This window comes from Streptomyces hoynatensis (assembly GCF_003626535.1).
Taxonomy (GTDB): Bacteria; Actinomycetota; Actinomycetes; order Streptomycetales; family Streptomycetaceae; genus Streptomyces; species Streptomyces hoynatensis.
Window position 1 is genome coordinate 350,251 of sequence record NZ_RBAL01000003.1, and the last position, 21,630, is coordinate 371,880.

General features: G+C 73.2%; 14 protein-coding genes. 11 read left to right on the forward strand and 3 right to left on the reverse strand.

Going from position 1 to position 21,630, the window contains the following annotated elements; all coding sequences use genetic code 11:
• Window positions 1-30 precede the first annotated feature (30 nt).
• Window positions 31-1,212: a GntR family transcriptional regulator gene (locus D7294_RS07380; RefSeq protein ID WP_241562171.1), complete on the reverse strand. Its 1,182-nt coding sequence runs from the start codon at window positions 1,210-1,212 to the stop codon at window positions 31-33.
• 203 nt (window positions 1,213-1,415) lie between these two features.
• Between D7294_RS07380 and D7294_RS07385 the strand changes: the two genes are divergently transcribed.
• The 7 genes from D7294_RS07385 to D7294_RS07415 all read left to right on the forward strand — a co-directional run bounded on the left by D7294_RS07385 (window position 1,416) and on the right by D7294_RS07415 (window position 13,499).
• Window positions 1,416-3,410: a DUF8034 domain-containing protein gene (locus tag D7294_RS07385; protein WP_120676787.1), complete on the forward strand. Its 1,995-nt coding sequence runs from the start codon at window positions 1,416-1,418 to the stop codon at window positions 3,408-3,410.
• 61 nt (window positions 3,411-3,471) lie between these two features.
• The gene (locus D7294_RS07390) at window positions 3,472-4,239 is read left to right on the forward strand and encodes an RraA family protein (protein WP_120676789.1); all 768 of its coding nucleotides are present in this window, start codon (window positions 3,472-3,474) and stop codon (window positions 4,237-4,239) included.
• Window positions 4,240-4,411: 172 nt separating this feature from the next.
• Window positions 4,412-6,223, forward strand: a complete 1,812-nt coding sequence (locus D7294_RS07395; protein WP_120677126.1) for a right-handed parallel beta-helix repeat-containing protein — start codon at window positions 4,412-4,414, stop codon at window positions 6,221-6,223.
• Between the two features lie 209 nt (window positions 6,224-6,432).
• Window positions 6,433-7,371 carry a CoA transferase gene (locus tag D7294_RS07400; RefSeq protein WP_120676791.1) on the forward strand — a complete coding sequence of 313 codons (939 nt, stop codon included), beginning with the start codon at window positions 6,433-6,435 and terminating at the stop codon, window positions 7,369-7,371.
• On the forward strand, window positions 7,368-8,561 hold the full coding sequence (locus D7294_RS07405; protein WP_120676793.1) for a type 2 periplasmic-binding domain-containing protein: 1,194 nt from the start codon (window positions 7,368-7,370) through the stop codon (window positions 8,559-8,561). The genes D7294_RS07400 and D7294_RS07405 overlap by 4 nt, the downstream gene beginning before the upstream one ends.
• A 191-nt stretch (window positions 8,562-8,752) precedes the next feature.
• A complete protein-coding gene (locus D7294_RS07410; RefSeq protein ID WP_120676795.1) occupies window positions 8,753-11,173 on the forward strand; it encodes a glycoside hydrolase family 95 protein in 2,421 nt (806 codons plus the stop codon).
• Between the two features lie 31 nt (window positions 11,174-11,204).
• The gene (locus D7294_RS07415) at window positions 11,205-13,499 is read left to right on the forward strand and encodes an Ig-like domain-containing protein (protein ID WP_120676798.1); all 2,295 of its coding nucleotides are present in this window, start codon (window positions 11,205-11,207) and stop codon (window positions 13,497-13,499) included.
• Here the strand turns inward: D7294_RS07415 and D7294_RS07420 are convergent.
• Both D7294_RS07420 and D7294_RS07425 read right to left on the reverse strand, forming a co-directional pair.
• A complete protein-coding gene (locus D7294_RS07420) occupies window positions 13,489-15,528 on the reverse strand; it encodes a glycoside hydrolase family 127 protein (protein WP_120676800.1) in 2,040 nt (679 codons plus the stop codon). The genes D7294_RS07415 and D7294_RS07420 overlap by 11 nt on opposite strands.
• Before the next feature lie 9 nt (window positions 15,529-15,537).
• The gene (locus D7294_RS07425; protein WP_120676802.1) at window positions 15,538-16,269 is read right to left on the reverse strand and encodes a GntR family transcriptional regulator; all 732 of its coding nucleotides are present in this window, start codon (window positions 16,267-16,269) and stop codon (window positions 15,538-15,540) included.
• 202 nt (window positions 16,270-16,471) lie between these two features.
• Between D7294_RS07425 and D7294_RS07430 the strand changes: the two genes are divergently transcribed.
• Genes D7294_RS07430 through D7294_RS07445 form a run of 4 tightly spaced genes read left to right on the forward strand, consistent with a single transcriptional unit; the run spans window position 16,472 to window position 21,626 of the window.
• A complete protein-coding gene (locus D7294_RS07430) occupies window positions 16,472-17,434 on the forward strand; it encodes a dihydrodipicolinate synthase family protein (RefSeq protein ID WP_120676804.1) in 963 nt (320 codons plus the stop codon).
• Window positions 17,424-19,418, forward strand: a complete 1,995-nt coding sequence (locus D7294_RS07435; RefSeq protein ID WP_120676806.1) for an ABC transporter substrate-binding protein — start codon at window positions 17,424-17,426, stop codon at window positions 19,416-19,418. Before D7294_RS07430 ends, D7294_RS07435 begins: the two co-directional genes overlap by 11 nt.
• Before the next feature lie 12 nt (window positions 19,419-19,430).
• A complete protein-coding gene (locus D7294_RS07440; protein WP_120676808.1) occupies window positions 19,431-20,432 on the forward strand; it encodes an ABC transporter permease in 1,002 nt (333 codons plus the stop codon).
• Between the two features lie 6 nt (window positions 20,433-20,438).
• Window positions 20,439-21,626, forward strand: a complete 1,188-nt coding sequence (locus tag D7294_RS07445; RefSeq protein WP_120676810.1) for an ABC transporter permease — start codon at window positions 20,439-20,441, stop codon at window positions 21,624-21,626.
• The last annotated feature ends 4 nt before the right edge of the window (window positions 21,627-21,630 follow it).

The window sequence follows — 21,630 nt, forward strand, 5'->3', positions numbered from 1 at the left end:
CGGGTCGCGGGGCCGGGGCGCGGGGCGGTCTCAGCCCTCCTGCCGCCCGGCCGGGCCGGGGTGCTCGCGGTGGTAGCGGGTGGCCTCGCCCGCGGCGTGCGCGGCGAACATGGGGCCCGCGGTGCCGGGGTCGCCGTCGCGCAGCACGGCCAGCAGCTCCGCGTGGTATTCCGCCATGGCGCGCCAGTCGCCGTTGTACCGGGGGTTGCCCAGCACGTGCAGCCCCCACAGGCTGGACTCGATCATGCGCCACAGGCGGGTCAGCGCGGCGTTGCCCGCGGCCTCGCAGACGTGCCGGTGGAAGGCCATGTCGGCGTCGCGGAAGGCGCCGATGTCGCCCTCGTCCGCGGCCCGGCGCAGCCGCGCGACGTCCACCGCGAGGCGCTGCGCGTCCTCCTCGGCCAGGCGGCCGCTCGTCCTGCGGGCCGCGTACTCCTCGAACATGACGCGGATGTCGCGGATCTCCGCGGCCTGCCGCTCGGAGATCTCCGCGACGTAGGTGCCGCGGCGCGACTGCGAGGTGACCAGGCCCTCGTGGGTCAGCCGCTTGATCGCCTCGCGGGCCGGGGCCTGGCTGGTGCCGGCCCGGCGGGCGACGTCGGCCTCGACCAGGCGCCGGCCCGGCAGCAGTTCGCCTTCCAGAATCCAGCCGCGCAGCAGCCCGTAGACCTGGTCCGAGAGCAGTTCGCCCGCCGGGGGCGGCGCGAGCAGGCGGCCGCCCTCGGGGGCCGCCGCGCCCGCCGCGCCCGCCTGGGGCCCGGCGGCGCGGGCCGGTGCCGTCCGCTGCCGCTCGCGCTGCTGCTCCTGCCAGATGCGGGCCACCGTCGACTGGGACAGGCCCAGCGCCCGCGACAGTTCGCGCGTGGTGGGCACGGGATCGCCCTCGCGGGTCCGCTCCAGCACCGCGGCGATGTACCGCTCGGCGTCCTGCCTGCTCGCGCTGCGCGGGCGGCCGGAGCGCGGGGCGTCCACCAGCCCGGTGAGGCCCCGGCTGAGGAAGCGCTCGCGCCACTTGGCGACGGTGGCCGGGCTCACCTGGAGCCGCCGGGCGATCTCCGCGTTGCCCAGCCCCCCGGCGCAGGCGAGCACGATGCGGCTGCGCATGCGCAGGGACTCGGGCGGGCGCGAGGACCACTCGCGCAGGGTGGCGCGGTCCTCCTCGGTCAGCTGCGGAAACCTCGGCAGCTCGGCTGCGGTCATGTGCTCAGGCATCTCCACGAGGGAAGGAATTTATGACTCGAATCCGGGGCCCGGCAACACCCCTGTCATTGTTTTTTCGTTCTGTCATGCCGGTTGACGTGGCTTTGAGGTGAACTTATCAATACTTCGTCGCTGGATTTTGCTCGATTGCTGACCCACTAAAACCTGCTCACCGCAGGTGCCCCGACGTGTCCCCGGCTGCCAGGGAGGAACCGATGCGCCACGCCAGGACGGACCGCGCGCCGGCCGCCGCACCGCGGCCGGGCACCGCCGGTGACCCGCGCCCGCCGCGGATCACCGCCACCGTCCCGGTCGGCGTCCCGCCCCTGTGGGCCCTGCTGGAGCGCCGGCTCTTCGACGCGCTCGACGAGGCCTGGCGGGCCTTCGCCCGGCGCTACTGCGAGCCCGACGGCCGGCTGCGCCACGAGGGCCCGATGGAGAGCCGCGACGGGGCCGACGACTTCTACGAGGCGTTCTTCAACTGGCCCACCCTCTACCGGCTCGGCGGCGCCGACGACCTCCTGGAGGCCGCCAAGCACCACTGGCGCGGGGTCACCGCCCAGCTGACCGCCACCGGCCACGTGGTGGACGAGTTCGAGCGCGGCTACGACTGGTTCCACATGGGCGAGTCCCTGCTCCTGTTCTACGGGATCTGCGCCGCCGACCCGGGCGACGCGGAGTTCCGCGAGCGCGCCCGCCGCTTCGCCGAGCTGTACCTGCCCTCCTCGCCCGCGGGGAACTACGACCGGGAGACCCGGACCATCCGCGCCCCGCACAACGGCGCCCGGGGCCCGCGCTACGGCGTCAACGAGGAGTGGTCCTCCTACGGAGCCCACCTCACCTCGATGCGCCCCTACGGCCTGCCGCTGCGGGATCTGCCCGGCATCACCTGCTGGGCGGACCTCGGGGACCCCGGCAAGGCCGCCCGGATGGGCGCCGCCATGGGCGAGCGGCTCGGCCGCGGCGACGTGGCCGTCAACCTGGCGGCCACCAGCCTCGCCACCAACGCCTGGCTCTACGACCACGACGACCGCTTCCGCTCCTGGGCGCTGGACTACCTCGCGGCCTGGTGGCGGCGCACCGAGGACTGCGGCGGCATCCTGCCGGACAACGTCGGCCCCTCCGGGCTCGTCGGCGAGCTGCACGGCGGTCGCTGGTACGGCGGCAGCTACGGCTGGACCTGGCCGCACGGCATCTACAGCGTGGGCAACGCGGCCGCCGTCGCCGCCGTCAACAGCGTGCTGCTGACCGGCACCACCGCCGGCCTCGGCCTCGGCCGCGCCCCCCTGGACCTGGTGGCCGCCCACGCCGCCACCGGCTCCGTCGTCCGCACCGAGATGAGCATCCGCGACCGCTGGGAGGCCGAACTCGGCGAGGACGTCGCCCGCCGCATCCTGCTCGTCCCCAACCGGTACGCCGACGGCGGCTGGTTCGACTACCAGCCTCCCCAGCTGGGCCTGCCCGTGTGGCTGTGGCAGGCGGGCGGCGCCGCGCAGGACGCCGCACGGCTGGAGTGGCTGCGCCAGTCCTGCGGCTACGACTGGCGCACCGTCCGCGGCTTCCGCAACAAGGAGGAGGCGGGCCACGAGGCCCCCTGGCTGATGTACCTGCGCGGCGAGAACCCGGACTACCCCACCGCCGCGCTCGGGGCCGCCCTCGCCCAGGTGGAACGGCGCATGGCGCTCATCGCCGCCGACCGCACCGAGCCGGGCCGGCTGGACATCCACCACTGGCAGCGCCACAACCCGGTGCTCACCGAGGCGCTCCTCCAGCTGACCTGCGGCACCCCCCAGGTCCTCTACAACGGCGGGCTGCTGCCGCTGCGCCTGGCCTGGGAGGACACCCTGCGCGGCCGGCCCGGGCTGCCGCCCGGCGTCGCCGCCCTCGTCGAGGAGGCGGCGGCGGAACGCGTCTGCGTGCAGCTGGTGCACACCGGCCTGACCGGCACCCGCCGCGTCCTGCTGCGGGCCGGCGGCTTCGGCGAGCACCGCATCGACACCGTGCGCGCCGACCTGGCCGAGCCCGGCTACCCGGGCGACCCGCGCGCCTGCACCGCCCCCGCCCCGGCCACCGGCACCCGCGAGATGGCCGTCGGCGGCCCCGGGCTGGAGGTCGAGCTGCCGCCGGGCCGCCGCATCCGCCTGGAACTGCACCTGACCCCGCGGGCCTACCGCGCCGCCCACCACCGCCCGGGCCGGCCCGGCTCGTGAGGCGCGGGCCCGACCGGCCCGCCAGGGAACCGAGAAGCGCAGCACGTGAGGAGATTCGCCAGTGGAGACGGAGCGGGTGTGGGACCTGCCGGTACGCGGCCGGGCGCCGGCCGCGGTCGCCGAGGAACTCGTCAGGCGGCTGTCCGGCGTCTCGTCGGCCACGGCCTGCGCCAAACTGCACGCCCAGGGCATCCGCCGCACCTTCGTCTCCGGGCCGCGCCCGCTGACGCCGGGGCAGAAGATCGCCGGCCGCGTCCGCACCCTGCAGTTCATGCCGCAGCGCGAGGACGTGGCCTCCGGGCTCGGCCACGAGCACGTCGAACGGCACACCGCGCTGTGGGCGGTCCTTGAGGCCGTCGAGCCGGGCGACGTGCTGGTCGTCCAGGCCTTCGGCAGCCCGCACACCGGCTGCTTCGGCGACATGCTCGTGCGCTACTTCCAGCGCAAGGGGGGCGCCGGGATCGTCGTGGACGGCTGCGTGCGCGACTCCCCCCGGGTGCGGGAGACCGGCCTGCCCGTCTGGTCCACCGGCGCGACCCCGCACTACGCCTCCCAGGCGGAGCTCTTCCCCTGGGCCTACGACGTGCCGGTGGCCTGCGGCGGCGTCCTCGTCCTGCCGGGCGACCTGCTGGTGGCGGACGACGACGGGCCGGTGGTCGTGCCGCGGGCCCGCGCGGAGGAGGTCATCGCCGCCGCGCGCGAGCACGAGGAGTGGGAGCGCTTCAGCCGCTCCCGGATCGAGGAGGGGGGAGCACTCGCCGACTACTACCCGCTGACCGAGCGGACCCGCGCCGAGTACGAGCGCCTGCGGCGCGCGGGCACCGCCTGAGCACCCCGCCGGCGCAGGGACCAGACCAGGACACCACCCCGGGACCGGCCGTGAACCCCCCGGCACCCCGGGCGAGAACCGCAGGAAACACCCCAAGGAGAGCCGAACGTTGCGCACATTCCGCAGACCGCGCCCCTCCCTCGTGGCGCCGGCCGCAGGAGCGGCGGTGCTGATGGCCGCCGCTGCCGCCCTGCCAGGAGAGACGGTCAGCGCGGCAGAGAGCTGCTCGGCCAAGGAGTTCTTCGTCGCCCCCGACGGCAGCGACCGCGCGCGCGGCGACGAGGACCACCCCTGGCAGACGATCGAGCACGCCCGCGACCACCTCCGGGACAAGAACCTGACCCGCAACATGCGCTGCGACATCGTCGTCAACCTGCGCGCCGGCGACTACCAGGTGGACCAGGCCGTGGAGTTCGACGAGGACGACTCGGGCACGAACGGGCACCAGGTCGTCTACCGCAGCTACGACGGCCCGGGCGAGGCCCGCATCCTGGGCGCCAGGGAGATCACCGGCTGGGAGGAGTACCAGGACGGCATCTACCGCGCCCAGGTCGACCCCGACGCCCCCTTCTACACCCTCTACGAGGACGGGCGGCGGGCCACCACCGCCCGCTACCCCAACCGGGAGACCGAGGACGAGTGGGCGCCCTACCTGTTCTCCGTGCTCTCCGAGCCGGAGAAGGAGGCCGTGCACCAGTGGCTCTACAGCAACCCCGGTGACTGGGACCCGGACTGGGACCTCGACGACGCCTCCGTGGTCGTCTGGTCGGGCGGCAGCTGGAGCTGGTTCACCGACACCGTCCCGATCCACGACTGGAACCCGGCCAAGAACCAGATGACCCTCACGTACTGGACCCGCTACGCCCTGATGAACAGCCGCAGCGGCTCGCGGTACTTCCTCCAGAACTCCCTCGACTTCCTCGACCAGGCGGGCGAGTACTACCTCGACTACGACGCGGGCGAGCTCTACTACAAGCCGCGCGGCGACATCGCGGACGCCCACATCATGGCCCCCGTCACCGACACCCTCCTCAGGGTCGCGGGCAGCAGCGAGGACCACCGGGTGCAGAACCTCACCTTCGACGGACTCGCCCTGCAGTACACCGACTTCGTCGACTGGTACCGCTCCGGCTGGATCAGCGGCGGCGACTCCGGCGAGGTGCACGAATACCCCGAGTACGACCGGCAGATCGAGATGCCGCGCAACCGGTTCGGCGCGATCACGGTGACCAACAGCAAGGACATCACCTTCTCCCGGCTGCACGTCTCCGACACCGGCTACCACGCCGTCTACGCCCTCTTCGCCAACGAGGGACTGACCGTCAGGGACAGCCTGCTGGAGAACATCGGCGGCGACGGCATCAAGGTGGAGGGCCCCTACCCCGGCGAGGGCAACACCTCCTTCGGGCACCTCTTCACCGACAACTACATCAGCCACTTCGGCGAGCTGGTCCCCGGCGACGCCTCCGGGGTCGAGCTGATGAACACCGGCGACAACGAGGTCAGCCACAGCTACATCGAGCACAGCGCGCGCTACGGCGTCACCCTGGAGGTACGGCCCGAGGTGACCGACCCCGAGGACAACTACGCCCACGGCAACGTCTTCGAGTACCTCGACATCCAGGACGCCGGCCTCGACAGCGGCGACATGGGCGCGTTCTACACCTACGGCGTGGACAACGCCGAGCCCTACCCGGTGGACAACTACGCCCGCCAGATCGTCATCGGCGACGTGCTCCCCGACGACTCGATGCCCGACAGCGGCACCCGCGGCGTGCACATGGACGCCGGCGGCTGCGGGTTCGGCTTCTCCGACATCCAGGTCGGCGAGGTCACCGACCAGGAGTACCAGAGCTACGACTGCAACACCGTCGAGAACGGCAGCTGGCAGGACGACTTCGACCCCTCGCGGATGGAGTACGACCGGATCGGCATCACGGACTCCTTCCCCTACGAGGTCGAGGGCGGAACCGCCGCCCAGTGAGGGACCGATGAGCGCGCCGGCCGCGGCGCGCCCGCCCCGCCCCGGTACGCCGCCTCCCCGGCGCCGCACCGGGGGCCGGGGCCCGGCGCCCGCGGCGGCACCGGGCGGGCACGCCGCCCGCCGGGACCGGCCCCCGCGGGCGGCGCCGGGCGGGCGGCCCGGGCAGCACCGTCGCCGGCGGACACGAGGGACGAGTAGGAGGAAGGGTCATGGGAATCCTCGAGGGCTACCGCGTGGTCGAGCTGTCGAGCGCCGCGCCGGGGACGCTGGCCTCGGCCCGCCTGGCCGGGCTGGGCGCCGACGTGGTCAGGGTGGAGCCGCCGGCCGGGGGAGAGCGCGGCACGCCGGGGAACGCGGCCGGGCGCGGCGCCCCCCGGCCCGAACCGGCCGGTCCGGAACCGGCCGGGCCCGGACCGTCCCGGCCGGAACCCGGGGCCGCGGGCGCAGGCACCCTGCGTCCCGCCGCCCTCCCCTGCGGCGCGCAGGACCCGGCCGCCCTCGTCGCACTCGCCCGCGGCGCCGACGTCTTACTGCACGACCTGGCGCCGCGGGCCGCCGAGCGGCTCGGCCTCGGCCACGCCGCCCTCCGCGCGGTCAACCCCGCGCTCGTGTACGTCGCGATCGACCCGGGCGGCCACGGCCCAGCCCCCGGCGGGCCACCGCAGGCGGGGCCGGCGGCCCCCCAACCCGCCGACGAGCTCACCGCCGCGGCGGCCGTCGAGGGCACCCTCGCCGCCCTGCTGCACCGCGAACGCACCGGCGAGGGCCGGCTCGTCCGGGTGAGCGCCAGGGAGGCGACCTGGCCGGCCCCGCCGCCCCCCACCCTCCCGGCCGCCGCCCCCCGGGCCCCGCGCCGCCGCGCCGCCGAGCCCTTCGGCCACACCTACGTCCGCGCCCCCTACGGGGTGTTCCCCACCAAGGACGGCCACCTGGCCCTGGCCATGCCGCCCCTGGACCTGCTCGGCGACGCCCTGGGCCTGCCCGAACTCGGCGGCGGCGAGGCGGCCCTCGGCGGCCACAGCTGCCGCGACGAGATCACCGCCCTGATCAGGCTGCGGCTGCCGCGCCGCACCACCGCCGAATGGCTCGAACTCTTCGCCCGCTCCGGCATCTCGGCCGGACCCGTCGGCTCCGCGGAGGCATCGTGACCACCCCCACGACCGCCGCCCCCGCGGCCACCGGCGAACTGCGCGGACTCACCTGGGACCACCCCCGCGGCTACGGCCCGCTGGAGGAGCTGGCCAGGCTGGACGCCGCCGTGCCCACCGGATGCGAGACGGTGGGGCTGCCGCTGCGCTGGCACCGGCAGCCGCTCTCCGGCTTCGAGTCCGCGCCGATCGCGGCCCTCGCCCCCGACTACGACCTGCTGGTCGTCGACCACGCCGCGCTCGGCGACGCCGTCGAGGCCGGCTGCCTGGTGGCCATGGACGTGCTCTTCGACGCGGCAGAACTCGCCACCTGGCGGGCCCGCAGCGTGGGCCCCGGCTACCGGAGCCACGAGTGCGCCGGCCGCACCTGGGCCCTGCCCCTGGACGCCACCGCCCAGACCGCGGCCGCCCGGCCCGACCTGATGGGGGACCAGGCGCCGCCCGCCACCTGGGAGGAGGCGTGCGCCCTGCCGGGCCGGGTGCCGCTCACCCTGTGCCTGGGCGGCCCGCACGCCTTCCTCACCTTCTGCGCCCTGTGCCTGGCACAGGGCGAGGAGCCCCTCGCCCCCGGCGCCGAGGCCGTCTGCTCCCGCGAGCGGGGGCTGGCCGCCCTGGAGGTGATGGCGGCCCTCGCCGCCCGCACCCCGGCCGCGCTGCGCGAGGCGGGCCCGCTCGGCGTGCTGCGCGCCATGAGCGCCGAGGACGGCCCCGCCTACTGCCCGCTGGTCCCCGGACACGCCACCTTCACCCGCTCGGGCCCCTACCCGCTCGCCTTCTCCGCCCCGCCCGCCTGGCTGCCGGGCGGCGCGCCCGGCAGCGTCTTCGGCGGCGCGGGACTGGCCGTCTCCCGGCGCGGCACCGGCGACCCCGCGGTGCGTTCCGCGATCCGCGACCACCTGCGCCGGCTGCTCGCGGAGCCGGTGCAGCGCGAGCTGTTCCCCGTGACCGGCGGGCAGCCCGCCGCCCGGGCGGCCTGGCGCGACCCGTGGACCAACGAGCGCTGGGGCGGCTTCTACCTGCGCACCCTCGCCACCGTCGAGGGCGCATGGGTCCGGCCCCGCCGCCCCGGCTACCCCGCCTTCCAGGCGGCGGCCTCGCGCCTGCTGCGCGAGGGGCTGGCCGCCGGGGTTCCGCACCGCGCCCTGCTGGACGAGCTGGACGCCCGCCACCGGCGGACGGGGCGCCGATGACCGCACGCCCCGCCGCCCCCGCGCGCCCCCGCGCCACGCCCCGGCGCCCCCGCGCCACGCCCCGGCGCCCCCCGCCGGGCGCCCGCACCCCCCGACCCGCCGGCTCGCCGCGCGCCACCGCCCGCCCTGCCGGGCGCGGACCGCACAGCCGGTGACCCACCCCCCTCGAACCACCAGGAGAGAGCCGACCCATGCCCGAGATGTCCAGACGCAGCGTTCTCGCCGCCGCCGCCACGGCGAGCGCGGCCGCCACCGCGCTCCCCGCCCACCCCGCCCGGGCCGCCACCGGCGAACAGCCCGCGGATGCCGCGCAGGCCGCCGCCGCACGCAACCCGATGCGGCTGTGGTACACGGCCCCGGCCGCGGAGTGGCTGGAGGCGCTGCCCGTCGGCAACGGCCGCATCGGCGCGATGGTCTTCGGCGGCACCGACACCGAGCGCCTCCAGCTCAACGAGGACAGCCTGTGGGCCGGCGGCCCCCGCGACTACGCCCGCCCCGACGCCGCCGACTACCTGGACGAGATCCGCGACCTGGTCGTCGCCGAGAAGTGGTACCAGGCGCAGCAGCTCGCCGACGCCCACTTCCTCGGCGCCCCCTCGGAACAGGCCGCCTACCAGGTCCTCGGCGACCTCGAACTCGCCCTTCCCGCCGGCGGGGAGGTCACCGGCTACACCCGCGAGCTCGACCTGGAGAGCGCCGTCACCCGCGTGCGCTACACCCGCGACGGCGTCCGCCACACCCGCGAGGTCTTCGCCAGCGCCCCCGACCAGGTCCTCGTCGTGCGCCTGACCGCCGACACCCCGGGCAGCGTCGGCTTCACCGCGCGGTTCACCACCCCCCAGGAGGCCACCTCCTCGGCCGTGGACGACGAGGCCATCGCCCTCGACGGCATCAGCGGCGAATGGTACGGCCTGCCGGGCTCGGTCCGCTTCCGCGCCCACGCCCGGGCCCTCGCCGAGGGCGGCCGGGTGAGCACAGGCGAGCAGGGCGAACTGACCGTGACCGGCGCCGACGCGGTCACCCTCCTCGTCTCCATGGCCACCAGCTACCGCTCCTGGAAGGACGTCGGCGCCGACCCCGTCGCCCGCGCCCGCCGCCCCCTGCAGGCCGCCGCGGAGCTGCCCTACCACCGGCTGCGCGAGCGGCACGTCACCGACTTCCGGCGCCTGTTCGGCCGGGTGGCCCTCGACCTGGGCACCTCCGACCGCGTCGCGCTCCCCACCAACGAGCGCATCCCGCTCTTCGCCGACGGCAACGACCCCCAACTGGCCGCGCTCTACTTCCAGTACGGCCGCTACCTCCTGGCCTCCTGCTCCCGCTCGCCCGGCCAGCCGGCCAACCTCCAGGGCCTGTGGAACGACAGCATGTCCCCCTCCTGGGAGTCCAAGTACACCGTCAACATCAACTTCGAGATGAACTACTGGCCCGCCGGCCCCACCAACCTCGCCGAGTGCTGGGACCCGGCCGTGGACATGATCCACGAGCTGGCCGAGTCCGGCGCCCGCACGGCCAAGGCGCTCTACGACGCGAACGGCTGGGTGCTGCACCACAACACCGACGGCTGGCGCGGCACCGCCCCCGTGGACTTCGCCCAGTACGGCATGTGGCCCACCGGCGGCGCCTGGCTGTGCGTGATGCTGTGGGACCACTACCAGTTCACCGGGGACACCGAGGCGCTGGCCCGCAACTACCCGGTGATCAAGGGCGCGGTGCAGTTCTTCCTCGACACCCTGGTGGAGGACGCGCGCACCGGCTGGCTGGTCACCAACCCCTCGCAGTCGCCCGAGGTCACCCACCACCAGGACGAGGGCGAGAGCGTCAGCATCTGCGCCGGCCCCACCATGGACATGCAGCTGCTGCGCGACCTCTTCGACGCCTTCCGCCAGGCCGCCGGCGTCCTGGGCGTCGACCGGGGCCTCACCGAGCGCGTCGGCGAGGTCCGCGACCGGCTCGCCCCCATGCAGATCGGCTACCTGGGCCAGCTCCAGGAGTGGCTGGAGGACTGGGAGGAGGCGGCGCTGGTCAAGAGCCGGCACACCTCGCACCTCTACGGCCTCTTCCCCAGCGCCCAGATCACCCCCAGGCAGACCCCGGAGCTGGCCGCCGCCGCGGTCAGGTCCCTCGAACTGCGCGGCGCCGCGGGGCAGGGCTGGTCCCTGGCCTGGAAGATCAACCTCTACGCGCGGCTGCTCGACGCGGAGACGGCCTACGCCAGGTTCGCCGACCTGCTCACCCCGGCCCGTACCGCGCCCAACCTGTTCGACCTGCACCCGCCCTTCCAGATCGACGGCAACTTCGGCGGTGTCTCCGGCGTCACCGAGATGCTGCTCCAGAGCCACGCGGGCGAGATCGACCTGCTGCCCGCGCTCCCGGCCGCCTGGCCCGCCGGCTCCTTCCGGGGCCTGCGGGCACGCGGCGGCTTCGAACTCGACGTGGAGTGGACCGAGCAGGGAATCGCGCGTGCCGCCGTGCGCTCCCGCCTCGGCAACCCGGTCCGCATCCGCACCCCGCACCCCGTGCGCGTCACGGGGGCACCGGCCGACCGCCCCGAGGACAACGTGGTCGCCTTCGACACCAGGCCGGGCGGCGCGTACGTACTGCGCCCCGTGTGAGCCGCCCCCCACCGCCAAGGAGTACAACGACGTGACCGAACAACAGGACAAGGGCGCAGGGGCCGCGGCCCTGGGGCGCCGCGCCTTCGTGACCGCGACCGGAGTGCTGGTCTCCACCGCCGCGTTCGGCGGCGTGGCCCGCGCGGCCGGCGGCACCGCCGCCAGGGACCGGGCCGCCGCCGGGGCCCGCACCGAGGCCGCAGGCGACGTGCCCGCCTTCCCCGGCGCCCAGGGCGGCGGCATCCACGCCACCGGCGGGCGCGGCGGGGAGGTCTACGAGGTGACCACCCTCGCCGACTCCGGCCCGGGATCGCTGCGCGAGGCCGTCTCCGCCGGCAACCGCACGGTGGTCTTCCGGGTCTCGGGCACCATCGAGCTGGAGGGCGGCCTGGACATCACCGGCTCCCACCTCACCATCGCCGGGCAGACCGCCCCCGGCGGCGGCATCTGCGTCGTCGGCAACGAGACGGAGATCAAGGCCGACAACGTCATCCTGCGTTACCTGCGCTTCCGCGGCACCGACGCCCTCGGCACCCCCATCGACACCTTCAAGATGGAGGGCCGCGAGAACGTGATGATCGACCACTGCTCCTTCAGCTGGGGCGTGGACGAGACCTGCTCCCCCTACGGGAACCGGAACGTCACCGTGCAGTGGTGCATCATCTCCGAGGGCCTGACCATGTCGGCCCACGAGAAGGGACGGCACGGGTACGGCGGCCTGTGGGGCGGCGACAACGTCACCTACCACCACAACCTGCTGGTGCACAACGGCGGGCGCAATCCCCGCTTCAGCTTCGTCGAGGACGTCCCGCTGCGCGTCAACCACCGCAACAACGTCATCTACAACTACGGGTACACCACCTGCTACGGCGGCGAGTGGGCCAACGGCGTCAACATGGTGAACAACTACTACAAGCCGGGCCCCAACACCCTCGCCGACATCGCCCCCTACATCGTCACCCCCGACCGCGGCGGCTCCTGGTACGTCCAGGGCAACGTCATCGAGGGCCACCCGGAGGTCACCGCGGACAACCGGGAGGGCATCCTCGTCCCGGTCGGCGGCATCACCCTGCTCTCCGAGCCCGTCTCCTTCCCCGACGAGATCGAGGAGCAGAGCGCCGAGGCGGCCTACGAGGCGGTGCTCGCCGGCGCCGGCGCCGTCCTGCCGCGGCGCGACGCCATCGACGCCAGGCTGGTCGCCGACGTGCGGGCCGGCACCGGCCGCATGATCAACTCCCAGCGCGAGGTGGGCGGGATCGTCCCGCTGGCCCCGACCGAGGCGCCCAGGGACCGCGACCACGACGGCATCCCCGACGCCTGGGAGCGCGAGCACGGCCTGAAGCAGGGCGACGCGGCCGACGGGGCCGCGATCGACCCCGAGACCGGCTACTCGAACCTGGAGCTGTACCTCAACTCCATCGGCCCCACCGGCGCGCCCAACCCCGAGGTCTCCCTCACCTCGCCCGCGTACGACGCCGTCCGCACCAGCGAGTCCGGCAGCCACGACGTGGAGATCACGGCACAGGCCACGGCGCAGGGCGACGCCGCCATCGCCGTGGTCGAGTTCTACGCCGGGGACGAGAAGATCGGCGAGAGCACCTCGGCGCCCTACGCGGTCACCTGGCAGGGCGCACCCTCGGGCACCCACTACCTCACGGCGCGGGCCACCGACTCCACCGGCACCGCCACCACGTCGAGCGGGGTGCCGGTGCACCTCAACCAGGTCACCGACCTCGGCGACTGGACCTTCGCGGACATCGGCGAGGTCCCGATCGCGGGCGCCGCCGCCCTGACCGACGGGGTGTTCACCCTCAGCGGCTCCGGCAAGGTGCGCGGCAGGAAGGACGCCTTCTCCTACGTCTACCAGCCCATCGAGGCCCCCGACGACGAGGTCGTCGAGATCATCGCCCGGGTCGACTCGCTGCCGCCGGTCTACGAGGAGGTGCTGGGCGGCGTCATGATCCGCGAGAACCTCACCGAGGACTCGCCCTTCTTCCTCCTGGGGGTGGCGATCTCCCGGGACGGCCTGGTCGGCGTCGCCAAGCGGATCGCCGCCACCGGCGACGAGATGAGCGTCGGGGTCTACCCCTACGAGGAGGACGAGGTCCTCGACGACAAGCCGTACTGGCTGCGGCTGACGCTCCGCGGCGACGAGTTCACCGCGGAGCTGTCACCCGACTCCCTGCAGTGGACGCGGATCGGCTACGAGCGGATCGCCATGGGCCCGAACCTCTACGCCGGGCTCGTGGTCGACGCCAACAAGGAGGCCAACGCGATCGCGAACTACAACACCGTCCGGTTCAGCCAGGTGAGAATCAATCACTGACCAGCGGCATCCACACCCGCATCGCGCCGTCACCGCGGTTGTCCCACTGGAAGTAGGGCACCGCGGTGGCGGCCGCCGGGCGCGCCGCGTCGGCCGCGTGCGGCCCGCCGAGCCTGCGGTAGGGCAGCCCGGCCTCGTGGCCGCCGCTCACCGCGACGGCACCGGCCCGCAGCAGCACCGTGCGTCCCACGCCGGGCAGTTCGGCCGGCACCTCGTCGAAGGCGGCGCCCGGGCGCAGCGCCAGCCGGTCCACCTCGGTGCCGTCCTCCTGGTCCACCTGCTCGAAGCAGTACACCAGCGGCCCGCGTTCGACGGCCGCGCAGCCGCGGACCGCGTCGATCCTCGGGTGCGGCACCGTGAGCCGCGGCCGCATGTCCAGGCGCAGCGTGACCGTGTCCCCGGCGCGCCAGTCCCGGCGGACCACGGCGTAGCCCCGGCGATCCACCCGGACGGGCAGCTCCTCGCCGTTGACCGCGAGGCCGGTCCGCTCGCTCCACGGCGGGATGCGCAGGGCCAGCCCCCAGGGGCCCCCGGGGGAGCGGGTGACGGTGACCGCGACGGCGCCCGCCCACGGGTAGTCGGTCTCCACCCGCAGCCCGGCCTCGCCGCCGGCCAGCGCGCAGCTCAGCTCGAAGGGCGCGTACTGCTGGAGGTGCAGCAGCTCGCCCCCGGCCTCCCCGGTCCCGGTGCCGGTGCCGGTCCCGGTGTCGGGCGAGACCGTCACCGCGTAGTGCCCGAGCGAGGCGACCAGGCGGGTGACGGCGGGCGGGCAGCAGGCCGAGTAGAACCACTCGTCGCGGCAGCGCGGGTCGCCCACCGCCTCCGCGTGGTCCGCGCGGCGCTGCAAAGGGTTCCCCTTGTAGTACGTCCTGCCGTCGGCGGAGCGGGCCGCCCCGAAGGCGTTGAACAGGGTGCGCTCGATCAGGTCGGCATACCGGGCCTCGCCGGTGGCCAGCAGCAGCCGCCAGCTCCACTGGATGCTCGCCGCCGAGGCGCAGGTCTCGTTGTACCCCAGGTCGGGGGGCAGCTCGTACCGCTCCCCGAAGACCTCCCCCACCTGCCGGGAGCCGAGCCCGCCGGTGAGGGCGGTCCGCGTCGCCGCCATGTCCTCCCAGCGGGCCACGGAGGCGGCCAGCAGCGCCTCGTCCCCGGTCTCCACGGCGACGTCGACGATCCCCGCCTCCAGGTAGAGGCCGCGCACGGCGTGCCCGGTGAGGGTGGGCGCCTCCCGCACCGGCAGGTGGTCCTGACGGTGCCTGGCGCCGCGCTTGTGCGAGCCGACCAGGCCGTGGCCGCGCCGCTCGACGAACGCGGAGGCCAGCTCCAGGTACGTGGGCTCGCCCGTCGTCCGGTACAGCTCCACCAGCGCCGTCTCCACCTCGGGGTGGCCGTCCAGGCCGGGGCCAGGACCCGGCAGGAACACCTCGGCGAGGTGGTCGGCCAGGCGCCTGGCCACGGCGAGCAGCCGCCCGCCCGGGTCCGCCCCGGCGCGGGTGGCGGCCACGGCGGCCTGCATCAGATGGCCGGCGCAGTAGTGCTCGTGACTGTCCACCAGGCGCGTGTAGCGGCGGCCTGGCTCGGCAACCTGGTAGTAGGAGTCCAGGTAGCCGTCCTCCTGCTGCGCCCGCTCCAGCAGGCCGGCGGCGCGGGCGGCGAACTCCGCGAGCCGCTCCTCGTGGCCTTCGCCCAGCTCCCAGGCGGCGGATTCGAGCACCTTGTGCACGTCGGAGTCCATGTACACCGGGCCGCGGTACTCGCCCCCGGCAGCGTTTCCGGCACCGTTTCCTGCGCTGCCTCCGGTACCGGGTCCCGTCCCCTGGGCCGCGCCCTCCCCGGGGGCGGCCGCGGCCAGTTCCAGGTTGCGGAGGTTTCCCGCCTTCTCCAGCCAGTCCAGCGCCAGCGGGAGGCTGACCTCCCGGTTGACCCGCCGCCACTGCAGCCAGGGGCCGCCGGTCAGCCGGGTCCCGGCCCGGCGGGGCGGGCGGTGGGCGACGTGCGCGCCGGGGGAGGGGAGGGCGGGTCCGTCCATGAGGGGCACCTACATTCTGGGGCGGGCGAGAAAGGCGATGGTCTGGTCACGCACCCGCAGGATGTGGGCCTCCAGCAGGTCCCGGGCGGCGAGGCGGTCGCCGCTCTCCAGGGCGTCGACGATCGCGCGGTGCTCCGCGACGGCCGTGTTCAGCCGGGAGGCGGTGATGGGGGCCTCCATCCCGGTGCGCGTGACGTGGATGCTCAGGTGCAGATCGGCGTGCATCTCCAGCAGCATCGGCAGGCCGCCGAGCTCCACCAGGGCGCGGTGGAAGCGGCTGTCGTTCTCCCGGAACTCGATGTACCGCTCGGGGTCCTTGAGCGAGGGGCCGGCCAGCTCCTGGGCCTCGTCCACGAGTTCCCGCAGCTGCGCGGGGGTCTCCCGGTCGGTGCGCTCGGCGAAGAGGCGCAGGCTGTGCGACTCCAGCATCAGCCGCAGCTCGAACAGCTCGTACAGGCTGGAGAGCGAGGGGATGGCCACGGTGAACCCGGCCGTGGCGTCGTATGCCAGCAGGCCGCGCTCGTACAGCCGCCCCACCGCGCTGCGCACCGGGGTGCGGCTCATGCCCAGGCGCCGGGCGAACTCCCGGACGGGGACGGGTTGTCCCGGCGCCGGGTGCTCCTTCGTCAGCCAGTCCACCAGTGCCCTGCGCGCGCGGCTCTCCAGGCTCTCCTCGGGGCCGGGCGCGTCGGACGCCGACGCCGACCCCTCCTGGGCCGATGCCGTTCTGGGTGGAATCATCCTGCCTCCCTGGCGCGCTCGCGAAAACGTGGCCTCGGCCGGTGGGCCGGCCACATCGTTGTGGGCTCATGGTATGCCGCCGGGCCGACCGGCCGATTGCCCGGCATCCGCTGCTGTACAAAATCCGGTCGCACGAGGGTTGACGTCATTTTACCAGCCGAGCAGACTCCTGGCATACCGCTGACATGCCCTTGGGGTGCCTATGCCGTTCCAGAAGCTTCGTGGGATCATCGCGCCCACCGTGCTGCCCATGAAAAGTGGCGGGACGGTGGACGTGCGCTCGTTGGAATGCCACTTAAGGCACCTGCTGGATGCCGGCATTCACGGCCTGTGGATGAACGGCACCACCGGGGAGTTCCACGCCCTCGATCCCGAGGAGCGGACCGTCCCCGTCCGCGTCGCCGCCGAGGTGGCCGCCGGACGTGCGCCCGTGGTGGCGCACGTCGGCGACACCGCGACCCGCCTCGCGGTCCGCCACGCGCGGGCCGCCGTGGCGGCCGGCGCCGACCAGGTCGCCGTGATCGCGCCCTACTTCGCCGAGTTCACCCGCGAGGAGCTGCGCGACCACTACCGCAGGATCGCGGAGGCCGTCGGCTTCCCGATCTTCGCCTACCACATGCCGCGGCTCACCAAGATCGGCCTCACCGCCGACTGCGTGGTGCAGCTCGCCCAGGAGGGCGTGCTGGCCGGCATCAAGGACAGCCACGGCGACCTGACCTGGTTCAGGCAGCTGGTGCGCCGGGCGGCCGGCCTCGGCCTCGACCTGCAGTGCTTCACCGGGGGCAGCAGCATCAGCGACCTCTCGATGTTCGTGGATGCCGCGGGGGCCACCAGCTCCCTGGCCAATCTGACGCCGCGCCACCTCGTCGGCATGTACGAGGCGGCCCTCGCGGGCGACTGGGCGCGCGCCCGCCGGATGCAGGACCGGCTGGAGGACGTCCTGGAGGCGATGCGCCTGGCCCGCCGGGCCCCCACCCTCTCCTCGATCGTCAGCACCTACAAGTACGTACTCGTCGCCCTCGGCCACATCGACGCCGAACACGCCGCGGAACCCCTGGCCCGCCTCGAAGAGGACGAGAAGCAGCGCCTCGCCACGACGGTGGTCCCGCTGGTCCGCGAGCTGGAGACGGCGGCTCACGCAAAGGAGCGTGGACATGACTCCTGAACGCACGAACCGCGGCCCCCTGGCCAGGCGGGACGTACTGCGCGGCGGCGCAGGGCTGTTCGCGCTTGCCTCCATGACGGGCCTGTCGGGCTGCGGATTCTTCGACACCGACCCCGCGGGGGTGAGCGACGGCAGGGGCGCCAAGGGCAAGGAGGCGCCCATGCTGAAGGACCTGGTCGACCAGGGCAAGCTGCCCAAGGTCGAGGAACGGCTGCCGGCCACCCCCCTGGTGGTGGAGCCCCTCGACGAGGTCGGCATCTACGGCGGCACCTGGCACTCGGCGATGCTCACCCAGGAGGACAAGTCCTGGCTGCACTACACGATGGGCTACGAGCCCCTGGTGCGCTGGGCCCCGGCCTGGGAGGGCACCGCCGCCACCGAGGTGCTGCCCAACGTCGCCGAGAGCTTCGAGATCAGGGGCGACGGCCAGGAGTACGTCTTCACCCTGCGCCGGGGCATGCGGTGGTCCGACGGCGAGCCGTTCACCGCCGACGACTTCGAGTTCGCCTTCACCTACTACAACATCGACACCGAACTGCACCCGGACTCCATCTACGAGCTGTGGCTCTCGCAGTCCGGGCAGCCGGCCCGGTTCGTGAAGGACGACGACTACACCGTCCGCTTCGTCTACGAGGAGCCGAAGGCCGGCTTCCTGGAGCAGATCGCCGGCACCTCGGGCCTCGTGCTGTTCCTGCCCAAGCACTACCTGGCCCAGTTCCACCCCGCTCTCGACGACGGGGCCGAGGACCGGGCCAGGTCCGCCGGCATGGACCGCTGGGTCGACTACATCGCCCTCCAGGCCGACTGCTGGGTCAACCCCGACCTGCCCACCGTCAACCCCTGGCTGGCCCAGAACGCCGTCGGCGAGGGCAGCTCCGTGGTGGCCGAGCGCAACCCGTACTACTGGAAGGTCGACCCGGACGGCAGCCAGCTGCCCTACATCGACAAGATGGTGTGCGAGGTGCTCCAGGACGCCGAGGTCGAGGTGCTGAAGGTGTCCAACGGCGACCTGGACATGCAGCTCTACCACTTCGGCACGATACGCAACAAGCCGGTGATCGCCCGCAGTCAGGACGAGGGCGAGTACGACCTGATCGACTTCGTGCCCGACACGGTCAACACCATGATCATCGGCTTCAACCAGACCCACCCGGACGAGGCCAAGCGCGCGGTCTTCGCGAACAAGGACTTCCGGATCGGCCTCTCGTACGCCATCGACCGCGAGAAGATCATCAACACGATCTACGGCGGCGAGGGACAGCCCTGGCAGTGCGCCCCCATCCCCGGCAGCGACCTGTACGACCGGGAGATGGGCGAGCAGTACACCGCCTACGACCCCGACAAGGCCAACGAGTACCTGGACCGGGCCGGTTACTCCGAGCGCAACGGGGACGGCATCCGGCTGCGCGAGGACGGCTCGCCCCTCAAGTTCACCGTCCTGGTGGTCTCCGACTACCCCGACCAGGTGGACGCGCTGGACCTGATCCGCACCAACTGGCGCGACGTGGGCGTCGACGCCACCATCCAGCGGGTGGCCGAGACGCTCTACTGGGAGCGGGTGGAGGCCGGGGAGTCGGAGGCCGCCACCTGGACCGGCGGGCCCTTCGACATCCGCACCGGCGCCGGCGGCAACCACTACTACCTGCCGACCAACCCGCGCGGCTCCTCCCGCTTCGGCTCCGCCTGGGCCAAGTGGTACACGAACCAGGGCGGCAGCGAGCCGCCCGAGGACGTGCGCCACCAGCTGGAGCTCTTCGACCAGATGCGGCTCACCTTCGACGCGGAGGAGGCCACGGAGCTGGCCCGGCAGGTCCTGGCCATCACCAAGGACCGGCTCTACTACATCGGGATCAGCACCCCGCCCACCGAGTACGGGGTGGTCAGGCGCACCTTCCACAACGTGCCCGACTCCTTCACCGGAGCCGTCTCGTACCAGGCGCCAGGGCCGAGCAACCCCGAGCAGTACTTCATCTCGGAAGGCTGAGGAAGGCCCCCCATGCTGTCGTTCCTCAGCCGCCGCGTCCTGCTCATGATCGTGACGCTGCTCGCGATCTCGCTGGCGTCGTTCTTCATCATCAGCCTGCCGCCGGGCGACTACGTCTCCACCCTGGAGGCCCAGGCGGAGTCCAGGGGCGAGGTGATGAGCAACGACCAGCTGATCACGCTCCGCGCCCGATACGGGCTGGACCAGCCGTTCTTCGTCCAGTACTGGAAGTGGATCTCGAACATCGTCTTCCACGGCGACTTCGGCCAGGCGTTCGCCTGGAACAGCAGGCCGGTCTCCGACCTGATCTGGGACCGCGTCGGCCTGTCCATCCTGCTGTCCCTGAGCACCCTGCTGTTCGTCTGGGCCCTCGCCTTCCCGATCGGCATCTTCTCCGCCGTCCGGCAGTACTCGGCCGGGGACTACGTCGCCACCTTCTTCGGGTTCGTCGGCATGGCCATCCCGGAGTTCATGCTGGCGCTGGTCTTCATGTACATCGGCACCAGATACTTCGGGCAGAGTCCGGGAGGGCTCTTCTCACCGGAGTACCAGGACGCGGCCTGGAACCTCGGCAAGGTGATGGACCTCGCCTCGCACATGTGGCTGCCGATCGTCATCATCGGCATGTCGGGAACGGCGGGACTCATCCGCATCACCCGGGCCAACCTGCTGGACGAGCTGTACAAGCCCTACGTGGTCGCGGCCCGCGCCAAGGGGCTGCCCGAGTGGAAGCTGCTGCTGAAGTACCCCGTCCGGATGTCGCTGAGCCCCTTCTTCTCCACCGTGGGCTGGCTGCTGCCGGGACTGATCAGCGGCGAGACGATCATCTCCATCGTGATGAGCCTGCCCACCACCGGCCCCCTGCTGCTGGGCGGGGTGGAGAACCAGGACATGTACCTGGTGGGCAGCTTCATCCTGATCCTCAGCGCCCTCACCGTCGTCGGCACGCTGATCAGCGACCTCGCGCTGGCCTGGTGGGACCCCCGCATCCGCTACCGATACGAGGGAAGGTAGGCGCTGATGCTCTCCTGGCCCCGTCCCCTGTCCCGCAACGGCACCAAGACCGCGGAGCCGGCCGGCGCCCTCGCGCCGGAGGCGGTCCCGCCGGGCGAGGCGGGCAGCGACCCGGAACTCGGCCGCGCCTCCCAGTGGCGGCTGATCTGGCGCAAGTTCCGCCGGCACCGGCTGGCCCTCATCGGCGCGGTGGTGGTCCTGTTCGTCTACCTCGTCGTCGTCTTCGCCGAGTTCCTCGCCCCCTCGGTGAGCAGCACGAGCGACGAGGACCTCACCTACGCCCCGCCGCAGCAGGTCCACGTGGACTTCAGCTTCTCCCACGGCATCGACCTGTACGTGTACGGCTACGAGACCCGCCGCGACCCGGAGACCTTCGAGCAGATCCACACCGTCGACACCTCGGAGAAGATCCCCCTCCGCCTCTTCGCCAGGGGCGACGACTACGACATGTGGGGGCTCATCCCGACGGACCGGCACCTGTTCGGGCCGGTCGACCAGGACCAGCACGTGTACTTCCTCGGCGCCGACAGAGCCGGCCGGGACCTGCTGTCCCGGATCGTCTACGGCGCCCGGGTCTCGCTGTCCATCGGCCTCATCGGAGTCGCCGTCAGCTTCCTGCTCGGCTTGTTCTTCGGCGGCATCTCGGGATACTTCGGCGGCGCCGCGGACACCGGCATCCAGCGCCTCATCGAGTTCCTGATGGCGGTGCCCACGCTGCCGCTGTGGCTGTCGCTCTCCGCCGCCGTGCCACCCGACTGGGGGCCGCTGATGCGGTACTTCGCGATCACCACCATCCTCTCGGTGATCGGCTGGACCGGCCTGGCCCGCGTCGTGCGCGGACGCTTCCTCTCCCTGCGGGAGGACGACTTCGTCATCGCGGCCAGACTCGACGGCTGCAGCAGACGCCGGATCATCTTCCGGCACATGGTGCCGTCCATGTCCAGCCACGTGATCGCCTCGCTGAGCATGGCCGTGCCCAGCATGATCCTGGGCGAGACGGCCATGAGCTTCCTCGGCCTCGGCCTCCAGTCGCCCGCGGTCAGCTGGGGCGTGCTGCTGCAGGACGCGCAGAACGTGCGCACCATCGAGACCGCGCCCTGGCTGATGCTCCCTGGCCTCGCGGTGTTCATCACCGTCCTCGCGATGAACTTCGTGGGCGACGGGCTGCGGGACTCCGCCGACCCGTACAAGTAGCCGT